Source organism: Caulobacter sp. GW821-FHT05F04, assembly GCF_059419665.1.
This window is the reverse complement of record NZ_JBWKSF010000013.1, coordinates 34,539-60,243: the sequence shown is the minus strand read 5'-3', so window position 1 is coordinate 60,243 and position 25,705 is coordinate 34,539. Positions and strand designations below refer to the sequence as shown.

33 protein-coding genes are annotated in these 25,705 nt (G+C 64.2%); 5 read left to right on the top strand and 28 right to left on the bottom strand.

Annotated elements, in window-relative coordinates:
* Both merA and AC07R7_RS24370 read left to right on the top strand, forming a co-directional pair.
* A complete protein-coding gene (gene merA / locus AC07R7_RS24375; RefSeq protein ID WP_062099739.1) occupies nucleotides 1-1,689 on the top strand; it encodes a mercury(II) reductase in 1,689 nt (562 codons plus the stop codon).
* A 488-nt stretch (nucleotides 1,690-2,177) separates the two neighbouring features.
* The gene (locus AC07R7_RS24370) at nucleotides 2,178-2,738 is read left to right on the top strand and encodes a hypothetical protein (protein ID WP_494636891.1); all 561 of its coding nucleotides are present in this window, start codon (nucleotides 2,178-2,180) and stop codon (nucleotides 2,736-2,738) included.
* Between the two features lie 351 nt (nucleotides 2,739-3,089).
* On the opposite strand, the gene AC07R7_RS24365 is transcribed toward AC07R7_RS24370, so the two are convergent.
* From AC07R7_RS24365 to AC07R7_RS24305, 13 genes are all read right to left on the bottom strand, one after another.
* Complete coding sequence (locus AC07R7_RS24365) at nucleotides 3,090-3,605, bottom strand: hypothetical protein (protein ID WP_494636890.1); 516 nt, start codon at nucleotides 3,603-3,605, stop codon at nucleotides 3,090-3,092.
* Nucleotides 3,606-3,782: 177 nt separating this feature from the next.
* Nucleotides 3,783-3,920, bottom strand: coding sequence for a hypothetical protein (locus AC07R7_RS24360; RefSeq protein ID WP_494636889.1), 138 nt, complete (start codon nucleotides 3,918-3,920; stop codon nucleotides 3,783-3,785).
* A gap of 87 nt (nucleotides 3,921-4,007) precedes the next feature.
* The gene (locus AC07R7_RS24355) at nucleotides 4,008-4,397 is read right to left on the bottom strand and encodes a helix-turn-helix domain-containing protein (protein ID WP_494636888.1); all 390 of its coding nucleotides are present in this window, start codon (nucleotides 4,395-4,397) and stop codon (nucleotides 4,008-4,010) included.
* 88 nt (nucleotides 4,398-4,485) lie between these two features.
* Entirely contained in the window at nucleotides 4,486-4,902 is a 417-nt protein-coding gene (locus tag AC07R7_RS24350; protein ID WP_494636887.1) for a hypothetical protein, read from the bottom strand.
* Between the two features lie 224 nt (nucleotides 4,903-5,126).
* Nucleotides 5,127-5,489 carry a thermonuclease family protein gene (locus AC07R7_RS24345; RefSeq protein ID WP_494636917.1) on the bottom strand — a complete coding sequence of 121 codons (363 nt, stop codon included), beginning with the start codon at nucleotides 5,487-5,489 and terminating at the stop codon, nucleotides 5,127-5,129.
* Between the two features lie 97 nt (nucleotides 5,490-5,586).
* Nucleotides 5,587-7,713, bottom strand: a complete 2,127-nt coding sequence (locus tag AC07R7_RS24340) for a hypothetical protein (protein WP_494636886.1) — start codon at nucleotides 7,711-7,713, stop codon at nucleotides 5,587-5,589.
* A gap of 69 nt (nucleotides 7,714-7,782) precedes the next feature.
* Entirely contained in the window at nucleotides 7,783-10,134 is a 2,352-nt protein-coding gene (locus tag AC07R7_RS24335; RefSeq protein WP_494636885.1) for a zincin-like metallopeptidase domain-containing protein, read from the bottom strand.
* A complete protein-coding gene (locus tag AC07R7_RS24330; protein WP_494636884.1) occupies nucleotides 10,134-10,319 on the bottom strand; it encodes a hypothetical protein in 186 nt (61 codons plus the stop codon). The genes AC07R7_RS24335 and AC07R7_RS24330 overlap by 1 nt, the downstream gene beginning before the upstream one ends.
* Complete coding sequence (locus AC07R7_RS24325) at nucleotides 10,261-10,863, bottom strand: lytic transglycosylase domain-containing protein (protein ID WP_494636883.1); 603 nt, start codon at nucleotides 10,861-10,863, stop codon at nucleotides 10,261-10,263. The genes AC07R7_RS24330 and AC07R7_RS24325 overlap by 59 nt, the downstream gene beginning before the upstream one ends.
* Nucleotides 10,860-11,390, bottom strand: a complete 531-nt coding sequence (gene traF, locus AC07R7_RS24320) for a conjugative transfer signal peptidase TraF (protein WP_494636882.1) — start codon at nucleotides 11,388-11,390, stop codon at nucleotides 10,860-10,862. The genes AC07R7_RS24325 and traF overlap by 4 nt, the downstream gene beginning before the upstream one ends.
* Nucleotides 11,387-13,402 (bottom strand): type IV secretory system conjugative DNA transfer family protein, encoded by a 2,016-nt coding sequence (locus AC07R7_RS24315; protein WP_494636881.1) that lies wholly within the window; start codon nucleotides 13,400-13,402, stop codon nucleotides 11,387-11,389. The genes traF and AC07R7_RS24315 overlap by 4 nt, the downstream gene beginning before the upstream one ends.
* Nucleotides 13,403-13,482: 80 nt before the next feature.
* The gene (gene traI / locus AC07R7_RS24310; RefSeq protein ID WP_494636880.1) at nucleotides 13,483-15,597 is read right to left on the bottom strand and encodes a TraI/MobA(P) family conjugative relaxase; all 2,115 of its coding nucleotides are present in this window, start codon (nucleotides 15,595-15,597) and stop codon (nucleotides 13,483-13,485) included.
* Nucleotides 15,594-15,932, bottom strand: a complete 339-nt coding sequence (locus tag AC07R7_RS24305) for a plasmid mobilization protein (protein ID WP_494636879.1) — start codon at nucleotides 15,930-15,932, stop codon at nucleotides 15,594-15,596. Before AC07R7_RS24305 ends, traI begins: the two co-directional genes overlap by 4 nt.
* 336 nt (nucleotides 15,933-16,268) lie before the next feature.
* On the opposite strand from AC07R7_RS24305, the gene AC07R7_RS24300 reads away from it, so the two are divergent.
* From AC07R7_RS24300 to traM, 3 genes are read left to right on the top strand one after another with little or no spacing between them, the layout of a single operon-like run.
* Nucleotides 16,269-16,616 carry a TraK family protein gene (locus AC07R7_RS24300; RefSeq protein WP_494636878.1) on the top strand — a complete coding sequence of 116 codons (348 nt, stop codon included), beginning with the start codon at nucleotides 16,269-16,271 and terminating at the stop codon, nucleotides 16,614-16,616.
* 10 nt (nucleotides 16,617-16,626) lie between these two features.
* Nucleotides 16,627-17,388, top strand: coding sequence for a nucleotide-binding protein (locus tag AC07R7_RS24295; RefSeq protein ID WP_494636877.1), 762 nt, complete (start codon nucleotides 16,627-16,629; stop codon nucleotides 17,386-17,388).
* Nucleotides 17,370-17,870 carry a conjugal transfer transcriptional regulator TraM gene (gene traM, locus AC07R7_RS24290; RefSeq protein ID WP_494636876.1) on the top strand — a complete coding sequence of 167 codons (501 nt, stop codon included), beginning with the start codon at nucleotides 17,370-17,372 and terminating at the stop codon, nucleotides 17,868-17,870. The genes AC07R7_RS24295 and traM overlap by 19 nt, the downstream gene beginning before the upstream one ends.
* Before the next feature lie 71 nt (nucleotides 17,871-17,941).
* Here traM and AC07R7_RS24285 read toward each other — a convergent pair whose 3' ends face one another.
* The 15 genes from AC07R7_RS24285 to AC07R7_RS24215 form a co-directional block, all read right to left on the bottom strand.
* Entirely contained in the window at nucleotides 17,942-18,346 is a 405-nt protein-coding gene (locus tag AC07R7_RS24285; RefSeq protein ID WP_494636875.1) for a hypothetical protein, read from the bottom strand.
* Nucleotides 18,347-18,413: 67 nt separating this feature from the next.
* On the bottom strand, nucleotides 18,414-18,575 hold the full coding sequence (locus AC07R7_RS24280) for a hypothetical protein (RefSeq protein ID WP_494636874.1): 162 nt from the start codon (nucleotides 18,573-18,575) through the stop codon (nucleotides 18,414-18,416).
* A 66-nt stretch (nucleotides 18,576-18,641) separates the two neighbouring features.
* Nucleotides 18,642-18,800 carry a hypothetical protein gene (locus tag AC07R7_RS24275; RefSeq protein ID WP_494636873.1) on the bottom strand — a complete coding sequence of 53 codons (159 nt, stop codon included), beginning with the start codon at nucleotides 18,798-18,800 and terminating at the stop codon, nucleotides 18,642-18,644.
* Nucleotides 18,801-18,958: 158 nt separating this feature from the next.
* Nucleotides 18,959-20,332 carry a DUF4942 domain-containing protein gene (locus AC07R7_RS24270; RefSeq protein WP_494636872.1) on the bottom strand — a complete coding sequence of 458 codons (1,374 nt, stop codon included), beginning with the start codon at nucleotides 20,330-20,332 and terminating at the stop codon, nucleotides 18,959-18,961.
* The gene (locus AC07R7_RS24265; protein WP_494636871.1) at nucleotides 20,325-20,567 is read right to left on the bottom strand and encodes a hypothetical protein; all 243 of its coding nucleotides are present in this window, start codon (nucleotides 20,565-20,567) and stop codon (nucleotides 20,325-20,327) included. Before AC07R7_RS24265 ends, AC07R7_RS24270 begins: the two co-directional genes overlap by 8 nt.
* Before the next feature lie 99 nt (nucleotides 20,568-20,666).
* The gene (gene ssb / locus AC07R7_RS24260) at nucleotides 20,667-21,020 is read right to left on the bottom strand and encodes a single-stranded DNA-binding protein (protein WP_494636870.1); all 354 of its coding nucleotides are present in this window, start codon (nucleotides 21,018-21,020) and stop codon (nucleotides 20,667-20,669) included.
* A gap of 250 nt (nucleotides 21,021-21,270) precedes the next feature.
* Nucleotides 21,271-21,513: a hypothetical protein gene (locus AC07R7_RS24255; RefSeq protein ID WP_494636869.1), complete on the bottom strand. Its 243-nt coding sequence runs from the start codon at nucleotides 21,511-21,513 to the stop codon at nucleotides 21,271-21,273.
* Complete coding sequence (locus AC07R7_RS24250) at nucleotides 21,510-22,598, bottom strand: adenine nucleotide alpha hydrolase family protein (RefSeq protein ID WP_494636868.1); 1,089 nt, start codon at nucleotides 22,596-22,598, stop codon at nucleotides 21,510-21,512. Before AC07R7_RS24250 ends, AC07R7_RS24255 begins: the two co-directional genes overlap by 4 nt.
* On the bottom strand, nucleotides 22,595-22,861 hold the full coding sequence (locus AC07R7_RS24245) for a hypothetical protein (protein WP_494636867.1): 267 nt from the start codon (nucleotides 22,859-22,861) through the stop codon (nucleotides 22,595-22,597). Before AC07R7_RS24245 ends, AC07R7_RS24250 begins: the two co-directional genes overlap by 4 nt.
* Nucleotides 22,862-22,908: 47 nt before the next feature.
* Nucleotides 22,909-23,184 (bottom strand): hypothetical protein, encoded by a 276-nt coding sequence (locus AC07R7_RS24240; protein WP_494636866.1) that lies wholly within the window; start codon nucleotides 23,182-23,184, stop codon nucleotides 22,909-22,911.
* A gap of 68 nt (nucleotides 23,185-23,252) precedes the next feature.
* Nucleotides 23,253-23,489 carry a hypothetical protein gene (locus AC07R7_RS24235; RefSeq protein WP_494636865.1) on the bottom strand — a complete coding sequence of 79 codons (237 nt, stop codon included), beginning with the start codon at nucleotides 23,487-23,489 and terminating at the stop codon, nucleotides 23,253-23,255.
* A 186-nt stretch (nucleotides 23,490-23,675) separates the two neighbouring features.
* On the bottom strand, nucleotides 23,676-23,936 hold the full coding sequence (locus AC07R7_RS24230) for a hypothetical protein (protein ID WP_494636864.1): 261 nt from the start codon (nucleotides 23,934-23,936) through the stop codon (nucleotides 23,676-23,678).
* Complete coding sequence (locus AC07R7_RS24225; RefSeq protein WP_494636863.1) at nucleotides 23,933-24,352, bottom strand: putative toxin-antitoxin system toxin component, PIN family; 420 nt, start codon at nucleotides 24,350-24,352, stop codon at nucleotides 23,933-23,935. The genes AC07R7_RS24230 and AC07R7_RS24225 overlap by 4 nt, the downstream gene beginning before the upstream one ends.
* Before the next feature lie 37 nt (nucleotides 24,353-24,389).
* Nucleotides 24,390-24,749: a DUF3768 domain-containing protein gene (locus AC07R7_RS24220; RefSeq protein ID WP_494636862.1), complete on the bottom strand. Its 360-nt coding sequence runs from the start codon at nucleotides 24,747-24,749 to the stop codon at nucleotides 24,390-24,392.
* A gap of 262 nt (nucleotides 24,750-25,011) precedes the next feature.
* Nucleotides 25,012-25,572, bottom strand: coding sequence for a hypothetical protein (locus AC07R7_RS24215; protein ID WP_494636861.1), 561 nt, complete (start codon nucleotides 25,570-25,572; stop codon nucleotides 25,012-25,014).
* Nucleotides 25,573-25,705 lie beyond the last annotated feature (133 nt).

Below are 25,705 nucleotides of genomic sequence, written 5' to 3'. Positions count from 1 at the left end.
GTGACCGACGTGATCGCCCTGCGCATTGACGGAATGACCTGCGACTCGTGCGCCACGCACGTGAGGGAGGCCCTGGAGCGCGTCCCAGGCGTGCGCTCGGCCGCCGTCTCCTATCCGAAGGCGCGGGCGGAGATCGCGGCCGATGCGGGGGTGAGCTCCGAGACCCTTGCGGCCACGGTCGCGACGCTCGGATATCTCGCCTCGGTCGACGACACGGGCGCGGCGCCCCCAAGTGTCTTCGACAAGGCGCTGGGCTTCCTGGCGGGCGGGGCGCAAAGCGGCGCCGGCGGCGTCCCGCTGCACATCGCCGTCATCGGCAGCGGCGGCGCGGCGATGGCGGCGGCGCTGAAGGCCGTCGAGCAGGGCGCCAAGGTCACCCTGATCGAGCGCGGCGTCATCGGCGGAACCTGCGTCAACGTCGGCTGCGTGCCGTCCAAGATCATGATCCGTGCGGCGCATATCGCCCATCTGCGCCGCGAAAGCCCGTTCGATGACGGGATCGGGGCCTGCACGCCCGCGATCCTGCGCGAGCGGCTGGTGGCCCAGCAGCAGGCGCGCGTCGATGATCTGCGGCAGGCGAAATACGAGACCATCCTCGCCGACACCCCGACCATCACGGTGTTGCGCGGCGATGCCCTCTTTCGGGACCGCCACAGTCTGCTCGTGCGCCAGGCCGGCGGGGTCGAGCAACATGTGCCCTTCGACCGCTGCCTGATCGCCACCGGCGCCAGCCCGGCCGAGCCACCCATTCCGGGCTTGTCGGATACGCCGTACTGGACCTCGACGGAGGCCCTTGAGAGCGAGACCCTCCCGTCGCGCCTGGCGGTAATCGGCTCGTCGGTCGTCGCCGTCGAACTGGCCCAGGCCTTCGCCCGGCTCGGCAGCAAGGTGACGATCCTGGCGCGCAACACCCTGTTCTTCCGTGAGGACCCGGCCATCGGCGAGGCGGTCACGGCCACCTTCCGCGCCGAGGGCATCGAGGTGCTGGAACACACCCAGGCGAGCAAGGTCGCCTACGCCGACGGCGAGTTCGTCCTCGCTACCGGCCAAGGCGAACTTCGCGCGGACAAGCTGCTCGTCGCGACGGGCCGGGCGCCCAACACCCGAGCGCTCGCCCTGGAGGCGGCCGGCGTCGCCGTCAACGCGCAGGGCGGCGTCGTGATCGACGCGGCCATGCGCAGCAGCACGCCGCACATCTACGCCGCCGGCGACTGCACCGACCAACCACAGTTCGTCTATGTCGCGGCGGCGGCCGGAACCCGGGCGGCGATCAACATGACCGGTGGCGAGGTCGCCCTAGACCTGGCCACGATGCCGGCGGTCGTGTTCAGCGATCCGCAGGTTGCCACGGTCGGGCTCAGCGAGACGGAGGCCCGCCGCGCCGGGATCGAGACCGACAGCCGGCTCCTGACCTTGGACAACGTCCCGCGCGCCCTCGCTAACTTCGACACACGCGGCTTCATCAAGCTCGTCGCGGAAGCCGGTAGCGGCCGGCTCATCGGCGTCCAGGCCGTGACGCCGGAGGCGGGCGAGATCATCCAGACGGCGGCGCTCGCCATCCGGGCGCGCATGACCGTCGGCGAGCTTGGCAACCAGCTGTTCCCCTACCTGACCATGGTGGAAGGCCTGAAGCTCGCGGCCCAGACCTTCTCCAAGGATGTGAAGCAGCTCTCCTGCTGCGCCGGTTGAAGGTTCAGTTTGGGCGGCGAGCGGAGCGCGCACCTCATGATGACGCCTAACCCTCCAGGCGAGAGACTGAAAGGTCTGCTTTCCGGCTAGCGAGCGCGCAGACGACCAGCCACGCGCCGACACGCGCGAACGCCGACTTCCGCACCAATGTTCTTGGTTCGTACTTCTAAGCGCCTTTTAGCGCACAAACCTTGAGGTGAACCCTCCATGATCGAGATGGCAATTCCGGCGACAGTCGTGGGTGTAGCAACGTCCACGCACGTCATGGTCTCGGGCAAGATACCCGGCTATCGTCTTATCGAGGGTCAGGGTGCCGGCAACGATCGTCCAGCCCCTCGGCGGGCGCTCTGAGATTGGCATTTGCGGATGTTCCGCAAACGTTCTCGTTCGCCGCGCGATTGGAGTCAAGTCGCAGTTGGTTTCCAACAGAATGCAGGGGCGTCGTGGTGAACCCTCAAGTGAGCGTCGGGGCCGGGTTTGCGAACGCGATGGATCGCGCCCAGGAGCTTCGTACAAGCTCCCCGTGGCGGCCGCGCATTAGGCTGCTGTCGCAATTCGGCGATTATCCAAGCGGCCTAACGATCGTAGCGCGCATCCCATCTCAGCGCGGCGCGGAACTAGAGGCGCAGGCGGGCAAGGGCGTTCGACACATCCCCTGGTCTGAGCTGGACGCGCGGGCGTGCGAGCTGGCCGCCCTGGTCGATGAAGCGTTCGCTGAGGTGCTGGCTGCAGTCGAGGCCGTTGGCGAACCTTCCCCGCGCCCAAGCACAGCGGAGGATCTCCAGACTGAGGCCTATGAAGTGCTCCAGGAGAACGCTGAACGCGCCGTGCTGCAGGTCTGCGACGCCCTCATAAGGGGCGCCAGCACCAATCTTTCCCCAGCGGCCGCCGGCGAGGCCTGCGCAGCTGCCGCACTCCGCGCCGCCGCGCTCTGCGGGATTGTAGCGGGGATCGACCAGCCGGACGTGATCGAAATGCTCAAGGCCGAGTACAGCGAGATCCGGATGGGTACGAAGCCGCTTATCCAGCCAGGCACGTCGCGGCACTAGCCGCTCGGATGTTCGCAACGAGAGTGCAAAGGCCCGCTCCATATCGAGAGGGATTCAGAGCGGGCCTCGCGGCCGACTTAGGCCGGTGACGCTGGGGAGCGCCTAGTCCAGGTCTACACGCTGACGTGTACGACGCAAGAAAAATACCTCCGGTCGTAGTTAGCGCTAGATTAACGCGCAAACGCTCCCCACTGCCTTGAACCCCATGCGCCGCGCCCCCATGTAAGCCTTTGAAATCCTTGGAGAATTTCCGATAAGATATGTTAGGCGATGACCCCGGCTAATTGGTCAACTTAGTGGACTAATGGCCGCGCCATCGCATCGGAGCGCCCTCGGAAGGCTTCTGGCCGCCTAGACCAGCTGCGAGATTAGGAAAGCGCCGCCTAGCAGCAGGCCAGCGCCGGCGAACATGAACACCGCGCAGCCTTGCGGTTCGGGCGTCTTGGCGCGCGCGGTGCTCGACCGCTTGGCGGGCTGCTCACCCAGGATCAGCCGACGGTATTTGCGCTCAGCCTCCTCGTCGGTCTCGTCTCGATAGTTGGGCGCGCGCTTAAACCACTTGTCGGAGCCTGGATCGAAGTATGGCTTGGCCCACTCGTCGATCTGTCCCTCGACCTCGCGCCGCACTTCCTGGGCGCGGATGCGCCAGCGATCACGCGGCGACCGCAAGACTACACGGCGGCCATTGATGGTCAGTGCGTAGAGGTTGCCCACCTCGATCTGCTGGGCGCGTTGGGCGCCTGGGACCATGATGCGCAGGGCGGTGAAGCCATCGCTCGCCCGCTCCACGACGCCCTGGTACTGGACGCGCTGCTTGTGGCTGATGAAGTCGCTGGGCGTGTAATACTCGACGAGGTCGAGGATCACCGGCGTAGCCGCTTCAGGGGATTTCGCCGGGGCCACAACATCAGTCTCGCCCGCTGACAGCGTCGAGCGATCGACGGTTACGCGGACCGATTTTGGATCAACTTGCTCGCCCATAACCGATCCCTACATTGGCGGTGCGGCGCCGAAGTCCTAGCGCCGGTCCCGCTCGCCTAACGGCTACCTCGCGTTCGCGGCCGCCTCGCTGAAGGCCGCCTCGATCGCCTCGCCAGTCATCTTCTCGGCGATCCGGATCCAAGCCACGGCGACGTTCGAGATCTCGCGCTGGATGTCGAGGTCCTCGGTTTCTCGCGCCAACCTGGTCGCGTCTTTTGCGCGCTCCAGAACGGTTTCCAACTTCAACTCACCCGCCAAAACGCAAACTCCTACACAAAGCCACTCGCTTTAGTCGTCGTCCCTGGGCCCGCGGAGCGACACCTCGACAAAGTCATCTATCAGCCCAAGGATCGCCTCGCGCAAAGGGCCGTTCCTCAAGGTCTTCACGGCGACGAACAGGCGATCCAGGTCCACCTCGCCGTATGGCGACTCTTCGGCTCCGGGCGGCGCGCCAACGTCAACGCCAAGCAGATCGCCGATCGGTACCTTCAACAGGTCGGAAATCTCGATGAGCGTACTGCCGGGGATTTTCGTCTGCCCCTGCTCGTACCGCTGGACCTGCTGGAACGACACGCCCAGGAAAGCCGCCAACTCAGGCTGGCCTACCCCGACGCTAAGGCGAAGCCGGCGCAGGTTCGCGCCGATTAGGATGTCGAGACTGCCGGGTTTGAGCTTCACGCGGCGCTGACCTAAAGCAGTGACGAGGCCTTCACAACCCGCAAGCCGCTAGACGAGGCGAAACGACGCGAATTGGCGGGCGGAAAGCCTATTCCTGCCCGCCATGCTCCAGCTCGCGAAGCGCGATCCCGACCCGCTTCGCCGTCACCAGGAGCGTCCACGCCACGAGGGCGGCGCCAAGCGACCACAGGGCGCCGACGGCCGCCCAATGGGAATGCCAGATGCCCCAGATCGCACCAAGGATGATCGCAGCCACAGCGCCAGGAGTGACCGTAAGCGCGCAAACCGCGCTCACGACGCCAAGGAAGGCGTGAGCCAGACGGAACGCGAAACCGGCGACCACTTCACCAACGAACGAACCGATGGCGTTGCCGGCCTGCCGGCCACGATACCGCGCCGCGCGAGCCTTCATCGCCGGGGTGATCACCACCAGCTCCCGGCCACCCGTTTCGTGCAGCGGAACCATATCAATGATGTCGGGCGAACCGCCCGCACGGCCAGTCATGACGATCTCCTACGCCGCCAAAGCGGCGACAGTAGAAGTATGACACGGGAACATAAATGTTCAAGAACATAGTGCGAACGCCCCTCCCCTGGATTGAGAGGTTGAATCAAGCACAGCGCCATACACGAGAGGAGCGCGTGACAATCGTGATGAACGAAATAATAACATGACAAACGCTGCGATCTCCTCTTGAGAGATCGCAGCGCCGATCGGCAGAGAACCGGCTACTTGGGCTCTAAGCCTCGCCCGACTTGCAGTCCTCGGGCATTGGCGCGAGCCTCGCGTTCAGCTCTGGCATAGTAGCCCCGCGAAAACCGAGGCCAGTCCACCGCGTAGCCGGAGATGACCATCAAGAATGACAGATCCTCGCCTCGATCAGTGCGGCACACCCCGACAACCCTGTTGTAGGACCGGGCGCCATCCGAGCGGCATGTGACCAACCTGCCGGCGACATAGGTCCGAAGCGCCTCTCTGGCCGCGACGCCGTCGCGGGAGGCGCCGCCTCCAGGGAGATGCAGCTCAGGAGCGTTTATCCCCCATAGGCGCCAAGAGATTCCGCCAACGGTGAGGGTGTCGCCATCCTGCACCCACGCCGCGGCGCCCGACCGTTCAACCGGCGCAGCAAACGCGACGCCAGCGAAAGCGAGGGCGGCCACTACAGCCGCCCCCAGGATAGGCTTTCGGTCAGCGGCCAAGAGAAAGCGCGCCTTCCTGTTCACGGGCTCGATCCTCGGCCTGGCTGCTATCCTTGCCGGCGCGGATCTCGTCGACCAGCTCGTGTCGCGCCGATATTGCGGCTTCGGCGGCGAGCGTCCCCCTGATTTGAGGCTCGAACGGATGAGGGAACCTCTCGGATTGGTCGAGATGTCGCTCGATCAGAGCGTCCGCGACGTTCTCGTCCAAGTTACGCCAGGCGAGATCCGGTACATTGTTGAGCTGCTCCAGCTCACCTAGCTCGGCCAAAGGCGCGCCCTGCACAGTGAACTCGACCTTGCCGCCTCGTGGATGGTTGGCGTGCGTGAACGAATGGCGCAACTCACCGTCCACCAGCTGACTACTCTCGTAAGACCACTTCGCCCCAAGGTGCTCTTGCTCTAGATCGTGACCGCTTCCGAGCCCCCTGGTTGCGATCTCCTTCTGAAGGGCGCATTGGGCCACCTGGTAGCCAAGGCTCTTATCATCGAAGCGGAGAGCCCTGCCTTCCTCTAGCGCCACGTCAGCCTCGTGCGCCGCAAGGAGTTGATCCATGTAGTCTGAGTAGAGCTTTTCCTCGGCCTCATAGTCTGGTTCGAAGCCCGGAAGACCTGCCTCTTCGCCCGCCAAACGAGCGCCGAACGGCATCTCGCTTTTGGGGATGTCGGACATGGCAATGCCCAAATAGACGCCGTCGTGGAAGCGACTCCTGTTTTGGTCAACGGGATCCAGGGCAAAGAACTCCTTTGTGATCCGATCCCGATCAACCTGTTCCATTGCGAGGAACTCCCGCTTGCCGTCCTCGCGCTCGTTGAAGTGCGCCACCTGGTCCTCCCAGCGACGCCCCTTCTCCCCAGGAGATTCGGCATACGAGGCTGCTATCGCCGCGCGCTCGGTCCTGTCCATTTTCAGCCAAGAATCCCAGTCGGCCATCGACTCATCGGTAGGACCGACATAGTAGTCGTCCATGTCATAGGCGGTCTCGGAATAGCGATCGACGCTCGCCCCCTCACGCTCGCTAGACCCGACAAGCAGTTCCGCAGCCGGCGCCGCGAGCGTGATGCTGTCCAGCTCTACGTCGCGCGTTGAAGCCTCCGCCCTCGCCTCCTGAAATTCCGCTCGCCAAGCGACCTCGGCCGAAGCTTCCCCGATCGTGGCCGTCGCGGCTTCGATCTGACCGTCAATTGCAGAGCGCTCCTGGCGATCGCGCTGCTCCAGCGTCACCCCGTCTTTCATGATGCTGCGGAACCTGTCGCCGAGGGTTGGGCCTGAGCCGTCGCGCCCTTTGGCCCGGTCTGTCACTACCTGCTTCCGATACGCCTCGATCTCCAGTGCGCTTTCCCGCCACCTGGAAAACCGGCGGGCGTCATCGAGAAGCCTCGCGCCGTTGTCCATACTGGCCTGAAGCTCCGCGACGTAGGGGTGCCAAGGCGGAACAAAGCCGCGCTTGTCGTCCGACACGAACCCAGCGCGCTCCGGTTCGCCGAGCTCGTTCCAGGGGACAATCGGCCCTGCAGACGAAGGGATCGTTGCGTCCCGCATGTGCTTGGACATGACTTGGACGCTCTCGTGCTTCGGCGGGAACTTTGCGAGATCGGCCTCATACTCGAAGATCACGGCCTTTGCTTCGCGTCGGGTCATCTCGCCCATGACCCAAAATCCGTGGTCGCGAACACGCTTCATGTCGTCGCGCCCTGCCGGCGTCGTCCAGGTTTCCCCCCACTTCGCAAACATCGCAGTCAGGCGCTTGTCGGCATCTCGCTCCGCAGTCGAAGCAGCGGCACGCCAACGGTGCTCCAGGTCATGGGTGCTTGAGACGTATCTCAGCAGGCTTCGATCGAGCCGGTCGGCCTCGGCCCGCTCCGGGCGGGATAGCACGCGCTCACCCTCAAACTGCTCTAGCTCCGCGCGGCGTATCGCTGCGGCCTGCGCGTCGGCCGCACTCGGCGCGACACCTCGTGAGGGCACGTTCTGATCGCGCCTGAATACCTCGCGCGCCAGCTTGGCCTCAACGTCGTAGTGCTCATTCGCCCCGGTGAGATCGGGGATCCATGCGTTGGACCCGCTTTCCCGGGCGATAAACGCGTAAGCCTGCACTGGACTGATCTTGGCAGTCATTATTCCGCCTTTCGCAAAACCTGTTTGGGAGGAAGACGGACGTGGCCGCGAGGCCACGTCCGATCGGCGTCACATCGCGCGACCCAGCGCTGGGCGTTCATGCTCCAGCGTGCGAGGGGGCAACTCGCGCTGCCGCTTCTCTTCTTGGTGCTGCGGGATCAGCGACCGCTGCTCACGCTCGGCGGCGATCGACTTCGCCAGTTCGCGCCGCTCGATGATCGCAAGGGCGCCAGCGAGAGCGGGGCCGAACTGGGCGTGGAAGGCCTCCTTACCCTCATCCTGGCGGAGGTCATTCCAGTCGGTGCCCCTCGCGCCCTTCGGGAAGTCAGGGAGGATCGCCTGCCCCCCAACGGCCTCGGCCGCCTCCTTCGACTTATCGCGGCCGGGGTTGCCGTAAGGCCGCCCGGTCTTCTCGCTGATCTGGCCTTCTTTGCGATGGTCGTTGTCGCCGGCGATGACGATCGGCCGCTCGGGGTAGCGCTCGCGGAAGGCCTTCGCGACGGCGAGAAGGTTGGTCGCGTTGAACGCCACGATCTGAGGCTTGCCCGTCTCGTCGAAGATTGTTTTGCCGGTCGCCCAGCCCTCGACGATCACGATCGGGTCGCTGTCCTTGAGGTTGCCGATGACATGGAACCCGCCCTGGAGAGCGGCGCCCTTCGGCATGGACTTATTGTTGTTGTCCCTGGGCGAGATCGTCTGCGCGCCCATGAGGTTGCCGTTGATGTCGTGGTACGGGACGAGGAGATGCCCGCGCGCGCTGAAGTGCTGCGGCTCCTCGGCTCCAGGAGGGCAGTTGATCGGCCCGACCTTGTTGACGAGGAGGCCAAGGCCCCCAACGCCCTTCCTGACCAGGTAGGCGTGATCCCGGCTCGCGGGTTCGCATTTTTCGAGAAGCGCGGCGACGGCTCCTGCGGCGGCTTTCTGCGTCGCGGCGACCTCCCGATCGCGCGCGTCCTTCGCTCGCTGCGCCTCCCGCTCCTGGCGCTGGCGATCAGCCTCCGAGACCCGCTCCATCGGGCGCTCGGACTTCCAATTGATCTGCTGGCCGACGCGATGATCGAGGTACCATCCGCCCGGATGGTGCCCTTCCTTGTAGCCGCAATAGGCGCCGCTCCTGGCCCCCTTCTCGTCGTCCTTCATCGGCACGCGATGGATCTTCCCATCCATCTCGGCCGGCCCCTTGAAGTCAAACCCGGCCTTCTCCAGGACCTGCTTGAACTCCTCCTCGGGCCCCATGTGAAGGTCGGCGGTCGCCTTATGCCGCCATTGCTCCAGGGGCTTGAGGTTAGCGTCGGCCGGGGCCCACCACAGCTTCGCGTCGCCATCCCACTTGAGCGGGATGTTGTGTTCACGCGCGACGGTTTTGGCGCGGTTCTTTTCGGCGTAGGGGATGTGCAGCACCACGCGCTGCGGCTGGCGGCGCATATTGCCTCCTTGTAGATCGAGTTGCTCGGCGGTCTCGCGAGGGGGCGCGGCCTTCTCCGCCGCGCCCCTTGCCGGCGGCGCGATCGTCCGCTCGACGGCCTGGGTTTCCGTCTTGGTCTGGACGAGCGGGTTGTGCAGGAATTGGGAGATCTTTTCGGCGTCGGCCGCGGCCCGGAAGATTTCCCGAGGATCGTTCTGCAGGGCCTTGATCCAAGAACCGACATAGGCCGCGTGGCGGCTAGGATCGTGGCCGATCCCCAGCTCGTCGCCGATCATGAGCGAGGCGATTTCAGCGCGAAGTTCTTCGCGGGCATAGGCCTCGCTACCGAACGGGTTCGCCAGGTCCCGGTTGAGCCTGGTCTCGTGACCCGTCCAATGACCCAGCTCGTGCAGCGCCGTGGCGTAGTAGCGATCGGGCGTCGGGAACTGCGAGAAGTTCGGAAGAACGACGTGGTCCTCGCGCGGGTTGTAGTAGGCGCGATCGCCTTCGACGTGCCGGATGTCCGCCTGGGCGGCCTTGATCAGCGCCTCGGCCTTGGCGTGCCGTTCGGCTTCCGGCGCCACCTCGCGGGTCTGCTCTGGCAGGCCGACGAACTGATCGGCGTTGTAGACCCAGAAGTTCGTGACCTGGGGGCGCTCGAGCTGGACGATGTCCTTGATCGGCTTGCCGTCCTCGCCCCGAACGATCTTCCCGCGCTCATCCTTCCGAGTCTCGGTCTTGTGGAAGGCGAAGAACTGCAGACGGATGTCGTTGCCGCGCTCTCCGTCCTTGAGCTGAGCGCCGACGGCTTCGGCTTGGCGCCGAGTAAGCCAGCGCGTGTCCGGGCGGCCCTGCATAAGCAGGTAGACAGAGTTCATGCCCCGGTAGGATTTCCCCGTGATGGGGTTCCAGGGCATGAAGCGCTCGCCCGGCTTCCACGGCTTGGTCCAGGGCGCGACGCCGCGTTCAAGCTGGTCGATAACGTCTTGAGCGACCTTGGCTGCGTATTCCGACATCAGGAAGCGCCCCCCTCGATCGAGGAAGCGATCACGTCGTCGAGGTCCACGGCGTCTTCGACGAAGGCGCCAAGATCGTCGGCTTCGTCGGGACTGAGGACGATCGCGACGCCGGGGATTCCGAGATCATTGAGGTTGAGCGACAGCGTCAGTTGCGACGCCTGCTCGATCGAAGGCAGGTCCATAGGAGATCCCTTTTCTGATGAACACGAAGGAAGAGGTCGCGTAGCGATCCGCCACCGGCGGCGCCGGCGCTTTGCGGGTTTGCTGCGATGGGGAGAAGGCGGGGCCGGTGGCGAAGTAGCGACCGACGTAGCCGTTGGAGAAGCCGCGCGTGAACGTGCCGGTGTTGTAGGCTGACAACGCCGCCAACAGCGCGGTTTGGCCCTCGCCGTGGATGCGAGCGGCCGCCTGATAGGATGGGGTGAGGATGGCTGCGCCGGCGCGGATGTTCGTGCACGGCTCCAGGACCTGCTCGACCGACAGTCCGAGCTTGGCGAGGTTCCGGCTGTTGACCTGCATAAGGCCCAAATCCACCGAATAGCCCTTGGAGATGTAGAACCGCGCGGTGGCGGCCGCATCCAGGAGCGTCGCGGCGGGCGGCGGCTTCGTCGGCAGTTTGTTGACGTTGAGCGCGAGGGGGTTGCCCCGGCTCTCGACCTGAATAATGGCCTGCAGCGTCTGGGGCGCGACCTCCGACGCACAGGCGAGAAGCGCTGCGTCGATCAAGGCTTGCCCCCTTGGACGAGGACCGGCCGGACGACCGTTTCCACTCCAGAGATCGGAAGTGGGCCGAAGTATCGGCTGTCGATGCTTCGACCGTCATAGCTCGACAGAAGCCACATCTCTCCAGCATCGACGACGTGGCGGCCCGCCTCCGGGTGCGGAAGGCGGTTGCCGTGGGCGTCGGCGCTGTAGGCGCGCGTATTGGCTAGGGCCACGCCGTTCACCCGGATCCCGGCCGGAGTGACTTCCACGGTGTCGCCTTCGACAGCCGCGATCGGCTTCATGAGCGGAACGTAGCCGCCCGGACAACGCCCTCGGAAAAGGTAGCCGTTGGCCCGCGCGCCCCGGAAGAACGGGGTATCGGGCGGGCATACCAGGACGAGGTCGCCGCGCGAGGGCGGCTTCGCGTCTGCGATGTAGACCCCTTCCGGGATCGAGGGCGTCATGTTGAGGCGGAAGCCGGCTGCTTGCGCCATCGACAGGAGCGTCATCGTTGCGGCGACGACGCCGAACGCGGAGCGCATGATCATGGGGCCACCTTGAAAACTTGCTCGTGAACGACGCCGTCCTCGTCGACTGTGAAGGGGACATCGAACGAGTGGCCGCCTGGCTTCACGGCGCCGGGGGCCTCGTAGCTGGGGTTGGTGTAGGTGGTGAAAGGCCGCGCCTTGCGCTCCGGCGGGGGCACTGAGGCGCGGGCGATGAAGCGTTGATCCTGGAAGTACAGGCTTTGCTCGCCGGCGATGGGGGGGCTCCCCGCAACCATGACGAGGAGATCGCCCGGCTCGGTGATCTGGCCGTTCGGGTCCTTGGTCGGCCCGCGGAGCTGCATGACCTCTGAGGGATTGAGGAGCGCTCGCCCCACGGCCTGATAGCTGCGGGACACATTGCCAAGCGATCCGTGACGCTTGCCCGAATAGGACAGGTTCTCGGTGATGACCGTGGTCTGGCCGAGGCGCTTGGAGATCCACTCTGCGGTCTCAAGCTTGTTCGGAGCGTAGGCGATCTGGACGTGGCAGTTGGACGTGATCGCTTCGTCGCGGCCATATATCGCGAGCTGGGCCGTGTCCTGGATGATCAGGTAGGCCTTGATCCCGAACCCCGCCATCACCGCGAGGGCTTGTTGGAAAATATCCAGACGGCCGTATGACGGGAACTCGTCCAGCATCAAAAGCAGTCGGTTCTTGTGGGGCATGACCGGACGCCCCTTGTCGAACTTGATGGGCGCCCGCATGAGCACCTCGACCATCTGATTGATCAGCAGGCGCATGAGCGGCCGCATCCGGCCTTCTTCGTCGGCGCGGACCTCGACATAGAGCGAGAGCGGCTTCTCACCATCCATGAGGTCGGCGATCGTGAAGTCGCTCTCGCTCACGTTCTGAGCGACCTTGGGATCGCGATAGAGCGCCAGGTAGGACATGGCGGTCGAGAGAACCGAGCCCCGTTCCACCTCTGGGCGGTTGACCATGTCGGCCCCCGCTTCAACGACCACCTTATGGCCGTCGGGCTTGCCCGCGATCCGCGAAAGCCAGGGCTGGGCGCCCCCCTTCACATGCTCGTTGTTGAGCATGTCGTTCCAGAGGTTCATGAGGCCCGGCGAAGACAACGCCGACGCGACATCGGGAAGGGACACCTCCCGGCCGATCGGCTTTTGCGCGTAGTGCAGGTGGATGATCAGGCCCGTCAAAAGGGCGTGCGCGGTCTTCGTCCAGTGGTCGTTCAGGCCCTTGCCTTCGGGGTCCACGATAACCCGTGCCAGGGCCTGAACGTCGCCCACCTCGTCAACGGTTTCCCAGCGCAGCTCCTTGAGCGGATTGAAGCGAGCGCTGCCGGTCGCGTCGCCGGGAGCGAACCGGAGTACGCGGTTGCCCGCGTACTTCTCGCGCCACCCGGCGGTCAGTTCGTAGAGCTCGCCCTTCTGGTCGTTGACGAAGACCGAATGCGGCCAAGAAAGAAGCGTCGGAACAACGAGGCCGACGCCCTTACCGCTCCGCGTCGGCGCGATGGCGAGAACATGCTCAGGCCCGTCATGCCGGAGAGCGCGCAGAGCCGGCTTCTGGAATAGGATCTTGTCCAGAGCGGTCTCGGGACGACGCCAGGCGCCACAATAGACGCCCGCCCCCGCCGGAGATTTCCGAAACAGCTTGCGACGAGGAAGAAGCCCAGCGTGCGCGATCTCCTTTTCGGTCGCGAAATGCGCGGTGCCGTGCAAGCCCTCAGTGCGCCGAAGGCGGCGAACAAAAAAGCCAAGATACGCGCGTTGGATGAGGGCCGCCGCGACAAGGCCACCGGCCCAGACATAGAGCGCGGGCTTGAACACCTGGGGCGCTACGAACAGCCAGCGCGGGAACCACTCGAACAGGACGAGCGGATTGTAGAAGGGGCCGAACAGGCGGGGTCCGAGCGCGGGCTGGTAGCCGCATCGCGCGGCGATCCATTGCGTGACCAACACCGAATGGACCACCACGACGAGCGCGAGCACAGCGTATGACAGTTGCGCGTGCCCGCGCCCCGCCGTTTGATCTGTCTTTACGGTTTCCACGTTCCCTCACTGGACATCGCCATTTCAGAGGGAACAAAAATTACCCTATAGGGTGTGTGGACGCCAAACGGAAAACGGTTCTATCGGTTTCTTTTTTGTTCCGACCGCTCCTTTCTAGTCTCGGAACCCGGCCTTTCTTGCTTAACGCCGTGTGAAGAACAAACTCCATGCTTGTTGATCTTAAACGGATCTCCGCCCTTGAAGTAGTAGGCGCGGCGGGCCTGGGCGGCACTCACGGGCTGGACAAGCATTTCTCCAGCCCGTTCCCAGAGGAGCGCCCCCGTGCCGTCCTCAAACTGGCGGCGCCCTCGATAGATGGCGTCGCCAGCGTCGCTCGCGTGCCAAACCCGATGCGGCAGGACATCCTCGACCTTCGTCCGGACCTCGTTGCGCTCGCGAACGTAGCGGTCCACTTCCTTCTCGGCCGCCTGCGGCGCCTGCTGACGCTCGGCGATCTTAGCCTTTCGCGCCGCCTCCATAGCCGGATCGGCAAAAGTCACATCGAGGCCGGGAATAGATGCCGCCTCGACAACAGCCGCTTTGAAGGCTTCGGTGCCATCGACAACCAGGACCTGGCCGTCAAACCGATCAGACGCGAGAGCGACGGCAAGAACCGCGGCGCCCAGCGACAAGGTATCGACGCGAACGCCTACGTCGCGATCGGTGACAGCCCCGCCATCCTTGGTGAAGTAGCGAAGGTCGCCGTACTTGTTCGCGGTCGGCTTTAGGTCGGCGTAGACCACGCTGCGCGCCGCCGCGAAGTTCGGGGCGGTGATGATGTCCTCGATCACCTTGGCCCGGGCGCGGTCCTTCCGGCGGAGGGCCTCCAAAGCGACCTCATCGCCGGCGGCGGCTTCACGCTGCAGAAAGTCGGGCCACCGGATCGGCTTCGTCCCATCCAGGATCGCTTGCCTATCAGCCTTGCGGGAAGCATTGGCCTGTTTCCAATCCGCCGCCCGTTCCTCGGCATGGTCTGCCGTCGCGCGCTTCCTCCGCAACCCTCTCAGCCTGTGATCGTATGCAAGGTCGCTGCTACGCTCACTATGGTAGCGCGCCAGTTCGGCCTCGTTCGCTCTGTGCCTCTTCCGGTGCTCCTCCAACAGCTCGGCGCGGCGCTTTGCAATGGCGGCGGATTCGAGCTTCCAGCGCTCAAACAGGTCATCGACAGCCGAAGACCGCCCTCCCCGCTTCTTCGCCCCCTCAGACTTCGGCGCGTCCTGGGTGCGATCCTGCCCCGGCGGCTCACGATCATCTGAACGCGCCTGCTCTTCCGAAGCGCCGGCGTCGCGCTCCGGAGAGGGCTTCTCGACTGGCCGCCCCTCATAGACCGCCTTCGGCTCGATGTGCTCGACCTGCTCTGAGGGCGGTTCATAGGCCCCCAGTTTGTCGGTGAGAGGCTTGAAGGCCAGGGTGGGGCTGACATCGCTCGCCTTGAGCTGCGCGCGCATACCCTTGGCGCGCACGATCAGGCCCGCCCCTCTCGGCCGGATCTCCAGGCCGTACTCGGCGAAAGCTTCGTGCAGCTCAGCCCAAGTCTTCGCCACCTGGCCGGCAAGGACCAGGTCACGCTCGGCGTTCTTCCTGATCCACGTCTGCAAAGCCTCGCGGAGGGAGTGGGCTTCCATCTCCCGCCCGCCATCCTTCAACCTGTTCGCCTGGGCGCCGTGGTTCGTTACCTGGAGGCCGTACTTTTGCTCCAGGGCGACACAGGCGGCCATGAGCTTCTGTTTGTCGTAGAACGGCGTGACGTTGTTGAACTTGGTGGGGTGGACACGATTGATCGCCACATGGACGTGCAGGTTCCGGGTGTCGTCGTGGATCGCGGAGATCCGCTGATGGTCAGCCAGTCCGATCGCGCCAACCAGCTCGTCCTCGATCGCCTCCAGGACCTCTTTGGAGGGCCGCTCCCCTTCCGGGAAGCTGAACACGAGGTGGTAGCTGCGATCGGCTTGGGATCGCGTGTTCCGGCGCTGGGTCGCCTCGATTTCACGGATCGCCATGACCGGGTCCAGGGTCATGCAATTCGTGACGCGCGCCCCGACCACTCGTTCGCCCGTTCCTCGGTCGTCTATGATGTATGAGGCCAGCCGCTCATAGACGGCCGGATCCTCCAGGGACTTCACGTCGAGGACGTACTGACCCAGCCGAACAAAGCTGGACAGCACCTTTTTGTCCTTCATGCGCTTGGCGATCATACCCGGCCCGCCTTTTCGCGGAGCACGCGGACGACATCGGCGATCTCATCGAGAAGGCCCGTCGCCTTCGCCGCGATCTCCCCCGCTGGAGCCTCCGACAACAGCCACTTGAGCAGACCACCAAGGCGGCCGACATCCCCCGACGCCCGCGCCATCTCAAGGACCGCGTCCTGATCGAATATGCTCTTGGGCTTGTGATTTAGGCCAAGCACGCGGAGGTAGGACGAGACCGTCATGCCCGCGGATTCAGCGCGGGCCTCGATCATGGCGCGCTCGGATTTCGAGACGACTACACGCAGCGGACGGTTCCGCTCGCGCACCTCTGGCTTTTCCATCTGGCCCTCCAGTCTCAAGAGCGGCGGGAGCCGCACTAAGCTTCGCAGAACAAGACCGCGTCGAGCCGTAGGCGAGTAAGTCGGGCATTGATGGACAACGTCGCGTAGCGATGTTGGCCAACAATGCACATCTTGCCTAAAGGCTCCAGGCAATTGATCGGCAAAACTCGTTAAATCCCGGTCCTGGAGGCGCTGGCAACCCGCGAATTGCCAACAGTTGCCAACCTTTGTCTATCTCTTGTCTAAGAATTGCGAGAATTTGACGCCAAGCTCGGTTGCTGACATACCTTATAGGGTGAAATCGGCGGATTGGCCGTCCGATCCTGAGACCCCTCCATGACAGAGAGAAAGCGAGGGCCCTGGGGCTCAACCAGAGTGGCGTTCCTGGCCGCAAAGGAGCGGATCGCGGAGCGTCTCAAGCGCGGCGAACCGATGAAGCAAATCCATCGGGATCTGGAGATGCCGATGACCTACGAGCAATTCACCAAGCTCGTGAAGCGCCATCTCCCGAACGCCAGCCCCTACGGCACAGCCGCCCCCCCGGCCCCTCCGCCGATCATCCAGGCTCCGCCGCACCAGGCGAGCCCAGGACCTGAGACCGAACCGCGTCGAGCTCCGATCAAGCGGTTCCAACCCCTAACCCGAACCGATCCCGCCGCTGTTAAGCGCGAGGATCTCATCTAAGGAGTCGACCTTGAAACAAGCTCACTTCGTCATGACGACGAAGGGCGGCGTCGGTAAGTCCTACGTCGCCTCTCTGATCACTCAATGGCTCATGTCGCGCGACAAGGAGGTCCAGGCCTTCGACAATGACCCGGCGACGGCCACCCTCTTCGCCTACAAGGCCTTGCCGGTGAAGCGGATCCAACTCGTCACGAATGAAGACGAGATCGACCAGGCCGCCTACGACCAGATGGTGACGGACATGCTCGCTGGCACGTCGGACTTCGTCATCGACAATGGCGCCTCGAACTATTTTCCGCTGATCAACTACATGCGCGAAAACGACCTGTTCGACGTGCTGCGCTCCAACGACATCCGACCGATCGTGCACACGCCCGTCATGGGCGGCGGATCTCTTCAACTGTCGGTCCAGGGCGTGGACGAGGTTCTAAAGGGCCTCGACGAGCAAACCGAAATGGTCGTGTGGCTCAACGAGCACGAGGGTCCGATCGCCGGCGACGGCAAGACCTGGGAGCAGTTCGCTACCTATCTGCGCTGGAAGCAGCGGATCACGGCCGAAGTCGTGATCAAGGAACAACGCGCTACGCTGTTCAAAAAGCTGCTGCGCGAAAAGCTCCTGGGCCCGAGCCTGACCTTCGCCGAGTTCGCGGAGCTGGGCGACGACGCCGGCGTGGGCGTGATGGAAAAGCAGCGCGCCCACTTGATCGCCAAGGAGATCTTCTCCCAGCTTGACCAGGTCCTGGGGGCGGGCGCGTGCAACAAGGCCGCCTAGACCTGACCGACGACGCAGAGCCGGCAACGCCGGCTCTGACGCACAAGGAGGTCATTGCCGAGGTCGCCAAGCGCCACAAGGTGCTTCTGACCAAGGGCGATCCGGTCCTCCTGGTGCTCACCGCGCTCGAGGTGATCGCCGCGCGCATGGTCGATCGGATGTCCGCGAAGCTGACTGCGAGCGAAGACCAAATCGCGGCGAGGACGGCTCAGCAAATCGCCGCGAGCCAAGCCTATGTTGAGAAGACCGTGAACGCCGGCGTCGAGTTCTATTCCCGGCGCCTGGCGCAAGGCTCGGCCGATTTGGCGAAGACCTTCGCCGAAGAGGCCAAGTCCATCCTTGAGCCGTTCCGGGTCCAGCTCGAGGCCGATAGGCTGGCCGCCGTGCAAAGTGAACGGCGGGCGGTCTGGGCCGCCATCATTGCCGTGACGGGCGCGGGCGTGACCTTGATCGCGGCCGCTGTGATCCTTCTTCGGATCTAGTCGACCAGGTGCAACGAAAAACGCCCGGTTCCTCGTCGGAGCCGGGCGTTCTTTTGTGTGGTTCACACCGCTTAGGAGTGCAGACGAACCACGTTGTCGGGGGTCTCCTCGTCCGCGTCACGCGGGACCAGGTGGAACCGCCGCTTCACGTCCTCGAACTCGGCGACGACGTTGTCGAAGTTCTTGCCCTGCTCTTTCACGTAGCCGATTGCTGTGTCGCGCTCGATGGCGACCGCCTGAACCTTGGCCTTCAGGTCCTGGATTTCTTCCTCGCGGTCGATGAACCGCTCGGCCAGGGTGGTCACGCCGACGCCGACGAGGACCGACGCCAGGAAGCAAGAGCTGCCCGCATTGACGAAGTCGAAGAGGTCCGCGTTCTCGGGGAACTGGCCGCCGACCACGATGTAGGCCAGGGCGGAACCAAGGATGATCGCGCAAACCGCGGCGAAGGGGTTGAGGGAATAGTCGAAGCGCATGTGAGGCTCCTTTGTAGCCGCCCCAGTCCTCAACCGGGGCGGCCCATTGAGATGAATAGAGATGGGCTTAGGACGGGTGGGTCAGGCGCCAGATGCCGATCCCGACGAGGGTCCAGAAGCCGATCAGGGCGACGATGACCGCGATGCGCGGCCAGTGCGGGCGCCAGCGCGTGCGGGTCGTCACGAGGGTAGCGTCGACGACCTCGTAAGCCTGGAGCGGTTTGTTCACGGGGTTCTCCATCATTGGAAGCCGGCAACGCCGCCGGCGGGCCTCGGACTAAGTCCAGAGCTGGTTTCAGCGGGTCGCGGTGGCGAGAACGGGAATGTTCTGCGACGCCTCGCGGGCTTCCGCCTGCATGGTGCGAAGTTGATCCAAGATCACGGACATGGACGGGCGAGGAAACGCGACTTGCGCGTTGCTGGCGGCCGAAGTCTTGGGGGCGTTCATCTGCATGTCCGTATTCCCTGATCTCTTGATGTATTCTAGGAAATGACAGGCAACCCCTCAAGCAATATAGATAGTTAACCCCCCTCTGGAGCCCGTATATTTCGCCATCGGCGAAACAATAGAGCCCGCTATCTCAAGATAGCGGGCTCACACAGCGTCAAGTTTTACAGTCGCCGACTGATCGTTACATAGATTGTGTTCACCATCGTTCCCGACGCCGCGAACGAACCGGCCGGAAGATCGTGCATTTTACCGCCCATTTCCTCCAGAAGCTTCCGGAACTCTGTCGCCTTCCGGTCTTGTCTGAACTCGACGCCCTGCGACATCACCGCCACCAGGCGACCACCAGGCGCGAGGAATTGGAGGGCGTGGCGGACGTGGTCGATGTCGCGACCCCAGTCGAACGGCGGGTTCATGACGATGCGGTCATAGAGCCCGATCTCCTCGGGCGTTACTCCGAGGAAGTCGCCATGAACGACCCGGCCTAGACCGTCGATCGCGCGGAGCTGGTCGACGAGGTGGCTCTGGATCTCGACGCAATCGACGCGCGCGGCCTTCGCGACGACCAGGCGCGCGATAGCGCCGCGTCCCGCCTGCGGCTCCAGAACGCGATCCGTCGGCCTAATGTAGGCTTGGTCGATGATTGTTCGAGCGACCGCCTCGGGCGTCTCGAAGAAACCGAAGTTCTTGGCCGGGGTCCGGTTTGGCTCGGCGTGGCTGTTGTCCCTGGTCTGCCCGTCTCCGAGCACCGCGCCGTAATAGTCGGCCAACAGGAGGTTGACGCGCTCGACCAGGTCCTTGCGCCGAAACCAGAGATGGATGTTCCCATTGATGAAAACCCGGGCCTCGAAATAGTCGCTCTTGGCGGTGTAGGCCTTCGCACCCCAGCCGCCTCGCGCGGCCTCGATCGCGCCGACAATGCCGCCGCTTCGATCTGGAGTCGGCTGTCCGTCCAGGACGTAGAACGCCCGCTCAACGTCCCTGAGCTGCTCGTCCCGGTGCCAGGCGTAGTTCCAACACCCGTTCTCGTCCATCGACCGGGCCAGGACGACGCGCGAGCCGATCTTGAAGCCGTCGTGACTGCGGAACCGGCGATCGAGAGCGGAGAACGCCTCAGCCACGCCGCGCTTAAAGATCATGTCGGCCTCGCCGGCGAGCTTCTCCATGGTCGCGAGGCAGGTCTCGGCCGTGACGGGCGGCGGCTTGTCGGCGAGCTGGCGGCGGAACTCGGTTCGCGCCTTGTGATCCATGAGGGTCTCCAGCTTCGTGAAGCCGATCAGGAAATTCCAGGCGGAACGGTCCACCGAAAGGGCCATCTCTTCGAGGAACTCGGCGCGATCATTCGGGCCATAGGTGCGTTCGCTGCGGTATCCGCCAATGGCGATGACCGGGCCGCGTGGCCCACTCTGCACGGTGAAGCCGTGGGCCTCGTTCGCGCGCTGCAGGGCGTCGAACGCTTCGGCATAGAGGCGGAGGGCGTCGTTTCGAGCAGCCTCGATCTGGTAGATGGTGGCGCGGGGGATAAGGCTGTTAGACAAGCTCCACCTCCTGGAAGTCGACGGCCCGACCGCTGGCTTCCCAGTAGAGAAGCTCGACCTTGAAGCCTTCGGAGGTCGGGAAGCGGCGGGCGACTTCCCGCGCCTTAGCCCTGGCGGTGACTTCGTTTTCGCCTAGCAGTTCGATCCTACCGAAGTGCTCCGCGACTGCCCCGTAAGGAGCCCGCTGCGTGCGCGGAATCTCACGCGAGATACTGATGACGTGACGGCTTTGCATTGACGCACCCAAAGAGGCCGCACCCGTTGGCGCGGCCTGAAGGATTGAGGGTTTCGGGAGATGTGGGCGCCGAGGCCAGCTCAGCGCCCGAAGAGGGACTTAGTCCTCGCTGTCGCGGCCGACGTAGAGGTTGCGGGCGACGAAGTGATCCCAGCCCTTTACAGCGATCGTCTGGGTGTACTTCATTTCGCCGTTCTCCTCGTAACGGCTCTGTTGAATGATGCCGTGGACCACGACGGCGTCGCCCTTCTGCAGGCCTTCCAGGGCGTCGATGACACCGACCTTCCACACCTCGACGAAGTGCCAGGTGGTCTTTTTCTTGCGCTCACCGGAGCGGCGATCAATCCAGCTTTCGTCAGTAGCGACGCGGAACTTAGCGACACGACCGTCACCGGCTTGCTTGATTTCCGGTTCACCGCCCAGATTACCGAGGAGAAGAGTAGTGCTCAGCATAGCATTCCATCCATCATTGGACCCGGCAACATCGCCGGAAGGGGCGTCAGCGGCTGCTGACAATTAGAAATATACAGTCCCGCGAAATCTGGACAACCGAAATCACTCGCTTCACCTTTCAATTCAATCGCTTACCCTCCTCTGGAGCCCTACCCGCCGAAGGCGTCGAGGTTCTCGCCCCTAGGCGGGAACCTCCCTGCCCTGGTGGATTGCACAATCCATGTATTGTGCAATCCACAGCCCTACCCGGCTAATCCTTCTCCTCATCATCGGTCATTACCGCCTGATATGCGCGCAAGATGGGATAGAGCTTCCGCCGAAGCTCCTCCCGCGCGGCGACGACATCCGCAACGACCGTGGCGATGTCAGAGGGACTTACGCAGGCCCGCTCCAGGATCGCCACGCGCATATCCAGCTGGTCCCAGGGCTCGAACAGAGCGGCGACCATCTCCAGCTCGAGCGCAATCCGCGGTTCAACATTGTCGGCGGTCATGCGGCCAACTCCTGGGACGACCGCGCCTCGGCGGGGACTTGGACGCCGGCGAGGAAGTCGGCCCCGAACGCCCCCTCGTCGAGGAGATCAAAAAGGCCAAGCCACGAAGCAAGGGGCGGACGATCGGCGATCGGCAACGAGCCCTGCGCGGCTTGCCAGCTCACCAGGGCCTCCGGCGCCGAGGCCGCGATAAGGTCGATCTCGTCGGCCGGTAGCAGGCCCTGGGCCCTGATGTAGTCGGTCATCTTCCCAGGCTTGGCGACGCCGCCGCGCGTGCCCTTCACGCCGTTCCGCCAAAGTCCCTCGATTTTCACTAAACGAGGGGCGGCACGCGCCTCCATAAGAACGATACGGCGCAGCAAATGCGGCGGATAGTCGTGCAATTCCAACGGCTTAGTTGAGCCGCACATATAGCACGCCGATTTGGCAGGGACCGGAAGGCCTGCGGCCTCGATCCGGGCAATGCAATCCTCGCGCTTCCACCCTAATTCGCGAAGGGGATAGCAGTAGAGGAAGCGCTCATCCTGGTAGCCCTCGGCGTGTGCGTAACGCTTCTGATCGGCCGGAGAACAGTCGTAGCCGATCAGCTTGATGACCTTGCCGCCGCGCTTCCAAACGCTGGCCGCCGGCGCCCAGGCCTCGGTCCATTTGTTCTGCGGGGCGACCTTGTATTTTTGGCTGCAGCTCGAAAAGCCGAACGAGATGGACGGGAGAGTCCCGTTCGTGAAGCAGTTCTCATCCAAGCCCCGGTAGGCTGGGAAATTCTTGAAGTTGGAGGGCTGATACTGGACTACCTCAAGCCTGACGCCGCGCACGGCCAACCAGGCGCGGAAGATCTCCAGATATTCGTAGGTCGCGGGCTTCTCGCTGCCCGTATCGGCGAAGAGGCACACGTCGATGTGGATCCCCGCCTCAACCATCTCGATGACCATTGCGGTGCTGTCGACCCCGGCGCCGTAGGCGACCATGACGGGCGATCCGTCGTCGCAAAAGGCGTCGGCCTGCGTCGGCGCGCCTTCGGCCTTTAGCTTGTCGATCGCCGCTGCGATCGGATGCCGCCCGATCTCCAGGACCGCCCCGCTCACGCTGCCAGCTCCTGCACCGGACGCGCCTCTCCGGAGACCACGTCAATCTCTTCGACGGAACCGTTGGCGGCCCTGTAGCAGAACGCCAGATCGAGGGCCTGGCGGAGAGCCACCTCGCGGTCCTCGTTGATGTAGTGCCCGACCCACCCGCGCCAGCCGTCGCGGTGATCGGCGAGGACGCGGAAGAGGGCGGCGCCGCGCCTGCGCGCCAGCTCCAGGAAGTCGATTTCGACGGGGAGGCTTTGAGTTTCGCGGGAAGCCATGTGATCCACCTTCGGACCGGGGCAACATCGCCCCTCTGGGAGAGCCGCTAAGCGGCGAATAGATCGAGCTGGGGGCTGGCGAGCGACGCCAACCAGGCGGTGACGGCGGGGGTGATGCGATTGGCGAGGCCCTCGCGGATCTTGCGCGAGGCGTTGGAGATAGCCCACGCCCGGGTCGCGTACAGGTGAACCCCCATCGGGGAGTTGATCCAGACGCCGTCGCCCTCCGCGTCGAACGCGGCGCTGTAACCGCCCTCATCCTCTCTAAGAATGATCCTGCACCCGCGAGGCCCCTGGACGATCTCAACTTTGCTCGGTGTCATTTGTCTGATCCACCTTCGGACCGGGGCAACGTCGCCCCAATAGGAGAGCCGCGTTCACGGCCCTTGGGTTAGGTGTGGGGGCACTCGCGCAACCACCCGGCCTTCTCGCCGCCCGTCTTCACGGCGACCACGTAGCCGGTCAGCGGGCAAGCGGGGTTGAAGGACGCGATGTCGTATTCGTGGAAGTCAGGGCTCGTGGCCTCGAACGCAGACACGGCGTCGATCGCCTCGCGCACGTCGGGGAACACGAATGGCGCCACGTCGCTGATGTAGAGGGTCGGGTGAAGGCTGCTATCGCGTGTCATCGTCTAATCCATCATTGGACCGGGCAACATCGCCCGTTGACTTGAACACCACCTTAGAACATTGGACGCGGCGGCAGAATCCCTAAGAGAGAGGGGTCCTCTGAAAAGGAAGGCGAACCCTCCCCTGGAGCCCCGCCGCCGAAGGCTCGCTAGGCCGCCCGAAGCGGCCTAGCAATCTCTGAGGTCTCAGGCCTCGCCCTTCGGCATGATGTCGGTATCGAACAGCGGCGCGCGGTCGGGACCGGAGAGCATGAGCGCTGTCAGCTCGCCAGGCTGAGCGCCCGCGCCCTTGGAGGCGAACACGGCGACCATCTCGTCGCGCTCCAGCTTTTCCTTGAGCGCGTCTTCCACGAACTGCGACAGCGTGACCTTGCGGGCTTCGACAGTCTGATAGACCTCTTCCATCACCGCGCCGTCAACTTGCGTGCTGAGAACCAACCTATTCATGCTCTAAACCTCCTCGCAAAATCGCCTGGGGTGATGACTGAAATTCCGAACGCTGAGGCTCCAACGAAGTCCCGAACATTGTGGGTGACGATATAGGGAGCGAGGCCGTTCAACGCAGCTTCGAGCACCATTTCGTCACTTGGATCCCCAAGAAGGGGCCTATATCGCCACCGAATATGCACCGGTTCCGTGAGAGCCGCCAGGGTCACGAAAATCCGCCGCAGGTCCTGGGCGCTCCGGCCGGTGATCAACTCGGTCTTGGGCCGGGATAGAACGTCCTCATATTCCAGCAGGAGCGCGGTTGTGGCGAGGGGCGACACTTTCCCCTGGTCGGCCTGCGTCAGCAACCAGGCCGAAGCGCCTGTGGAGCTGCCGGCGGCCGCCACCAGAACATTCGTGTCGAGAACAACTCTCATACCCCCCACCTTCTGCCTCTCGGCCTGGTCGCCCGCCTCAGTATTCCGAAGCGAGCATGATCGTCATGGCGCGGTGCGTGACCGCCTTGTCGGCCGGGTCGGGCGAACCCGCCTCGCGAGCCTTGTCGTAATAGTCGATCTTCCAAAGGATGCGCTCGCCGTCGAACAGGAACGCACCGAAATCACGCTCGCCGTAAGGATTGTCGCCCTCTTCGAAATCCTTGAACTCGTGGATCGCGAGCATGAGAGCGGAACGCTTGAGCGGGTCTTCGCCGATCAGCTCGCGAACACCCGGCGTCATCAACCAGGAGCCGGTGAAGTTGGCGCGCATGGCGTCGTTCAACTCGGCGATCTTGGCGGCGCGTTCTTCGGGGGAAATGACAAGCTGAAGGGTCATCTTGAGGGTCCATCGTCGGACGGAGCAACATCGCTCCCACGGCCTTTGTAGCATGGCCGCCCTGCCCCCTCCCCTCCAATCGTCGGATAACCCCCCCTCTGGAGCCCTAATGCGCGTCAGCGCCCATCCTACTAGGGGGCGTTGCGGGGGCGAGCCCCCGCTGGGGTGGGTAGACGGAGACGCGAAGCGGCTCCGGCTCAGGGAGGGGCGTAGCCCCTCCCCCCAACTGCGGCCAGAACCACTCAGCGAACACCGGACGGCCTCACTCGACCTCGAAACCGGCGTTCTTCAACGCACTCGCGAGCGTCCTCATCGAGATCCGCAACATCTTGTCGTCGTCGACTGAATAGCCCTCGCCTTGACCCGAAACCCGCCGCTTCACCTCGTCGAACCCATCCGCCAAAACCGACGACAGCAGAACGCCGGCGACGTACTCGGCTTGCGTCTCGACCAGGCCATCATCGCCTCGATCGAGCGCATCACGGACCAACGCGAGAAGCTGGCCCGTGCCCTCCTCGAGCGGCGTCCAACGCTCGACGCGCTCGACCTGGCCCGGATCGAGAAGGCCCGCCATCAACGGCGCTTGCGGGTGAATCCGGCCGTGGCCCAACGGCTTGTCGTAGTGCGAGAAGTAGACGCTCCGGTTTTTGCCGCCCTCCCCCATCACCACAAGGCGCGCGGCGTAGCCGGGCGCCTTGAAGCTGCGGGAGAGGAGGCCGCGATAAGCCGCGACGGCGGCTGCGCGGTCGGGGGTCCGCGTCTCGTGCTGACGCAGCAGCTGACCGTCGGGAGTTCGGATGTCGATGCGGTAGGTCTCGGACACGTCGGGCGGGTTTCCGTGTGCGGTGGCGCTGCAGGATAGAACACCTATGGCCGATCCGCTCGCTCCGCGCCAGCGGCCGCGGCGCGTGGCTGTGGCGCGCGGCCGACGAAGCGGTTGAGCGCCGCCCGCCCCC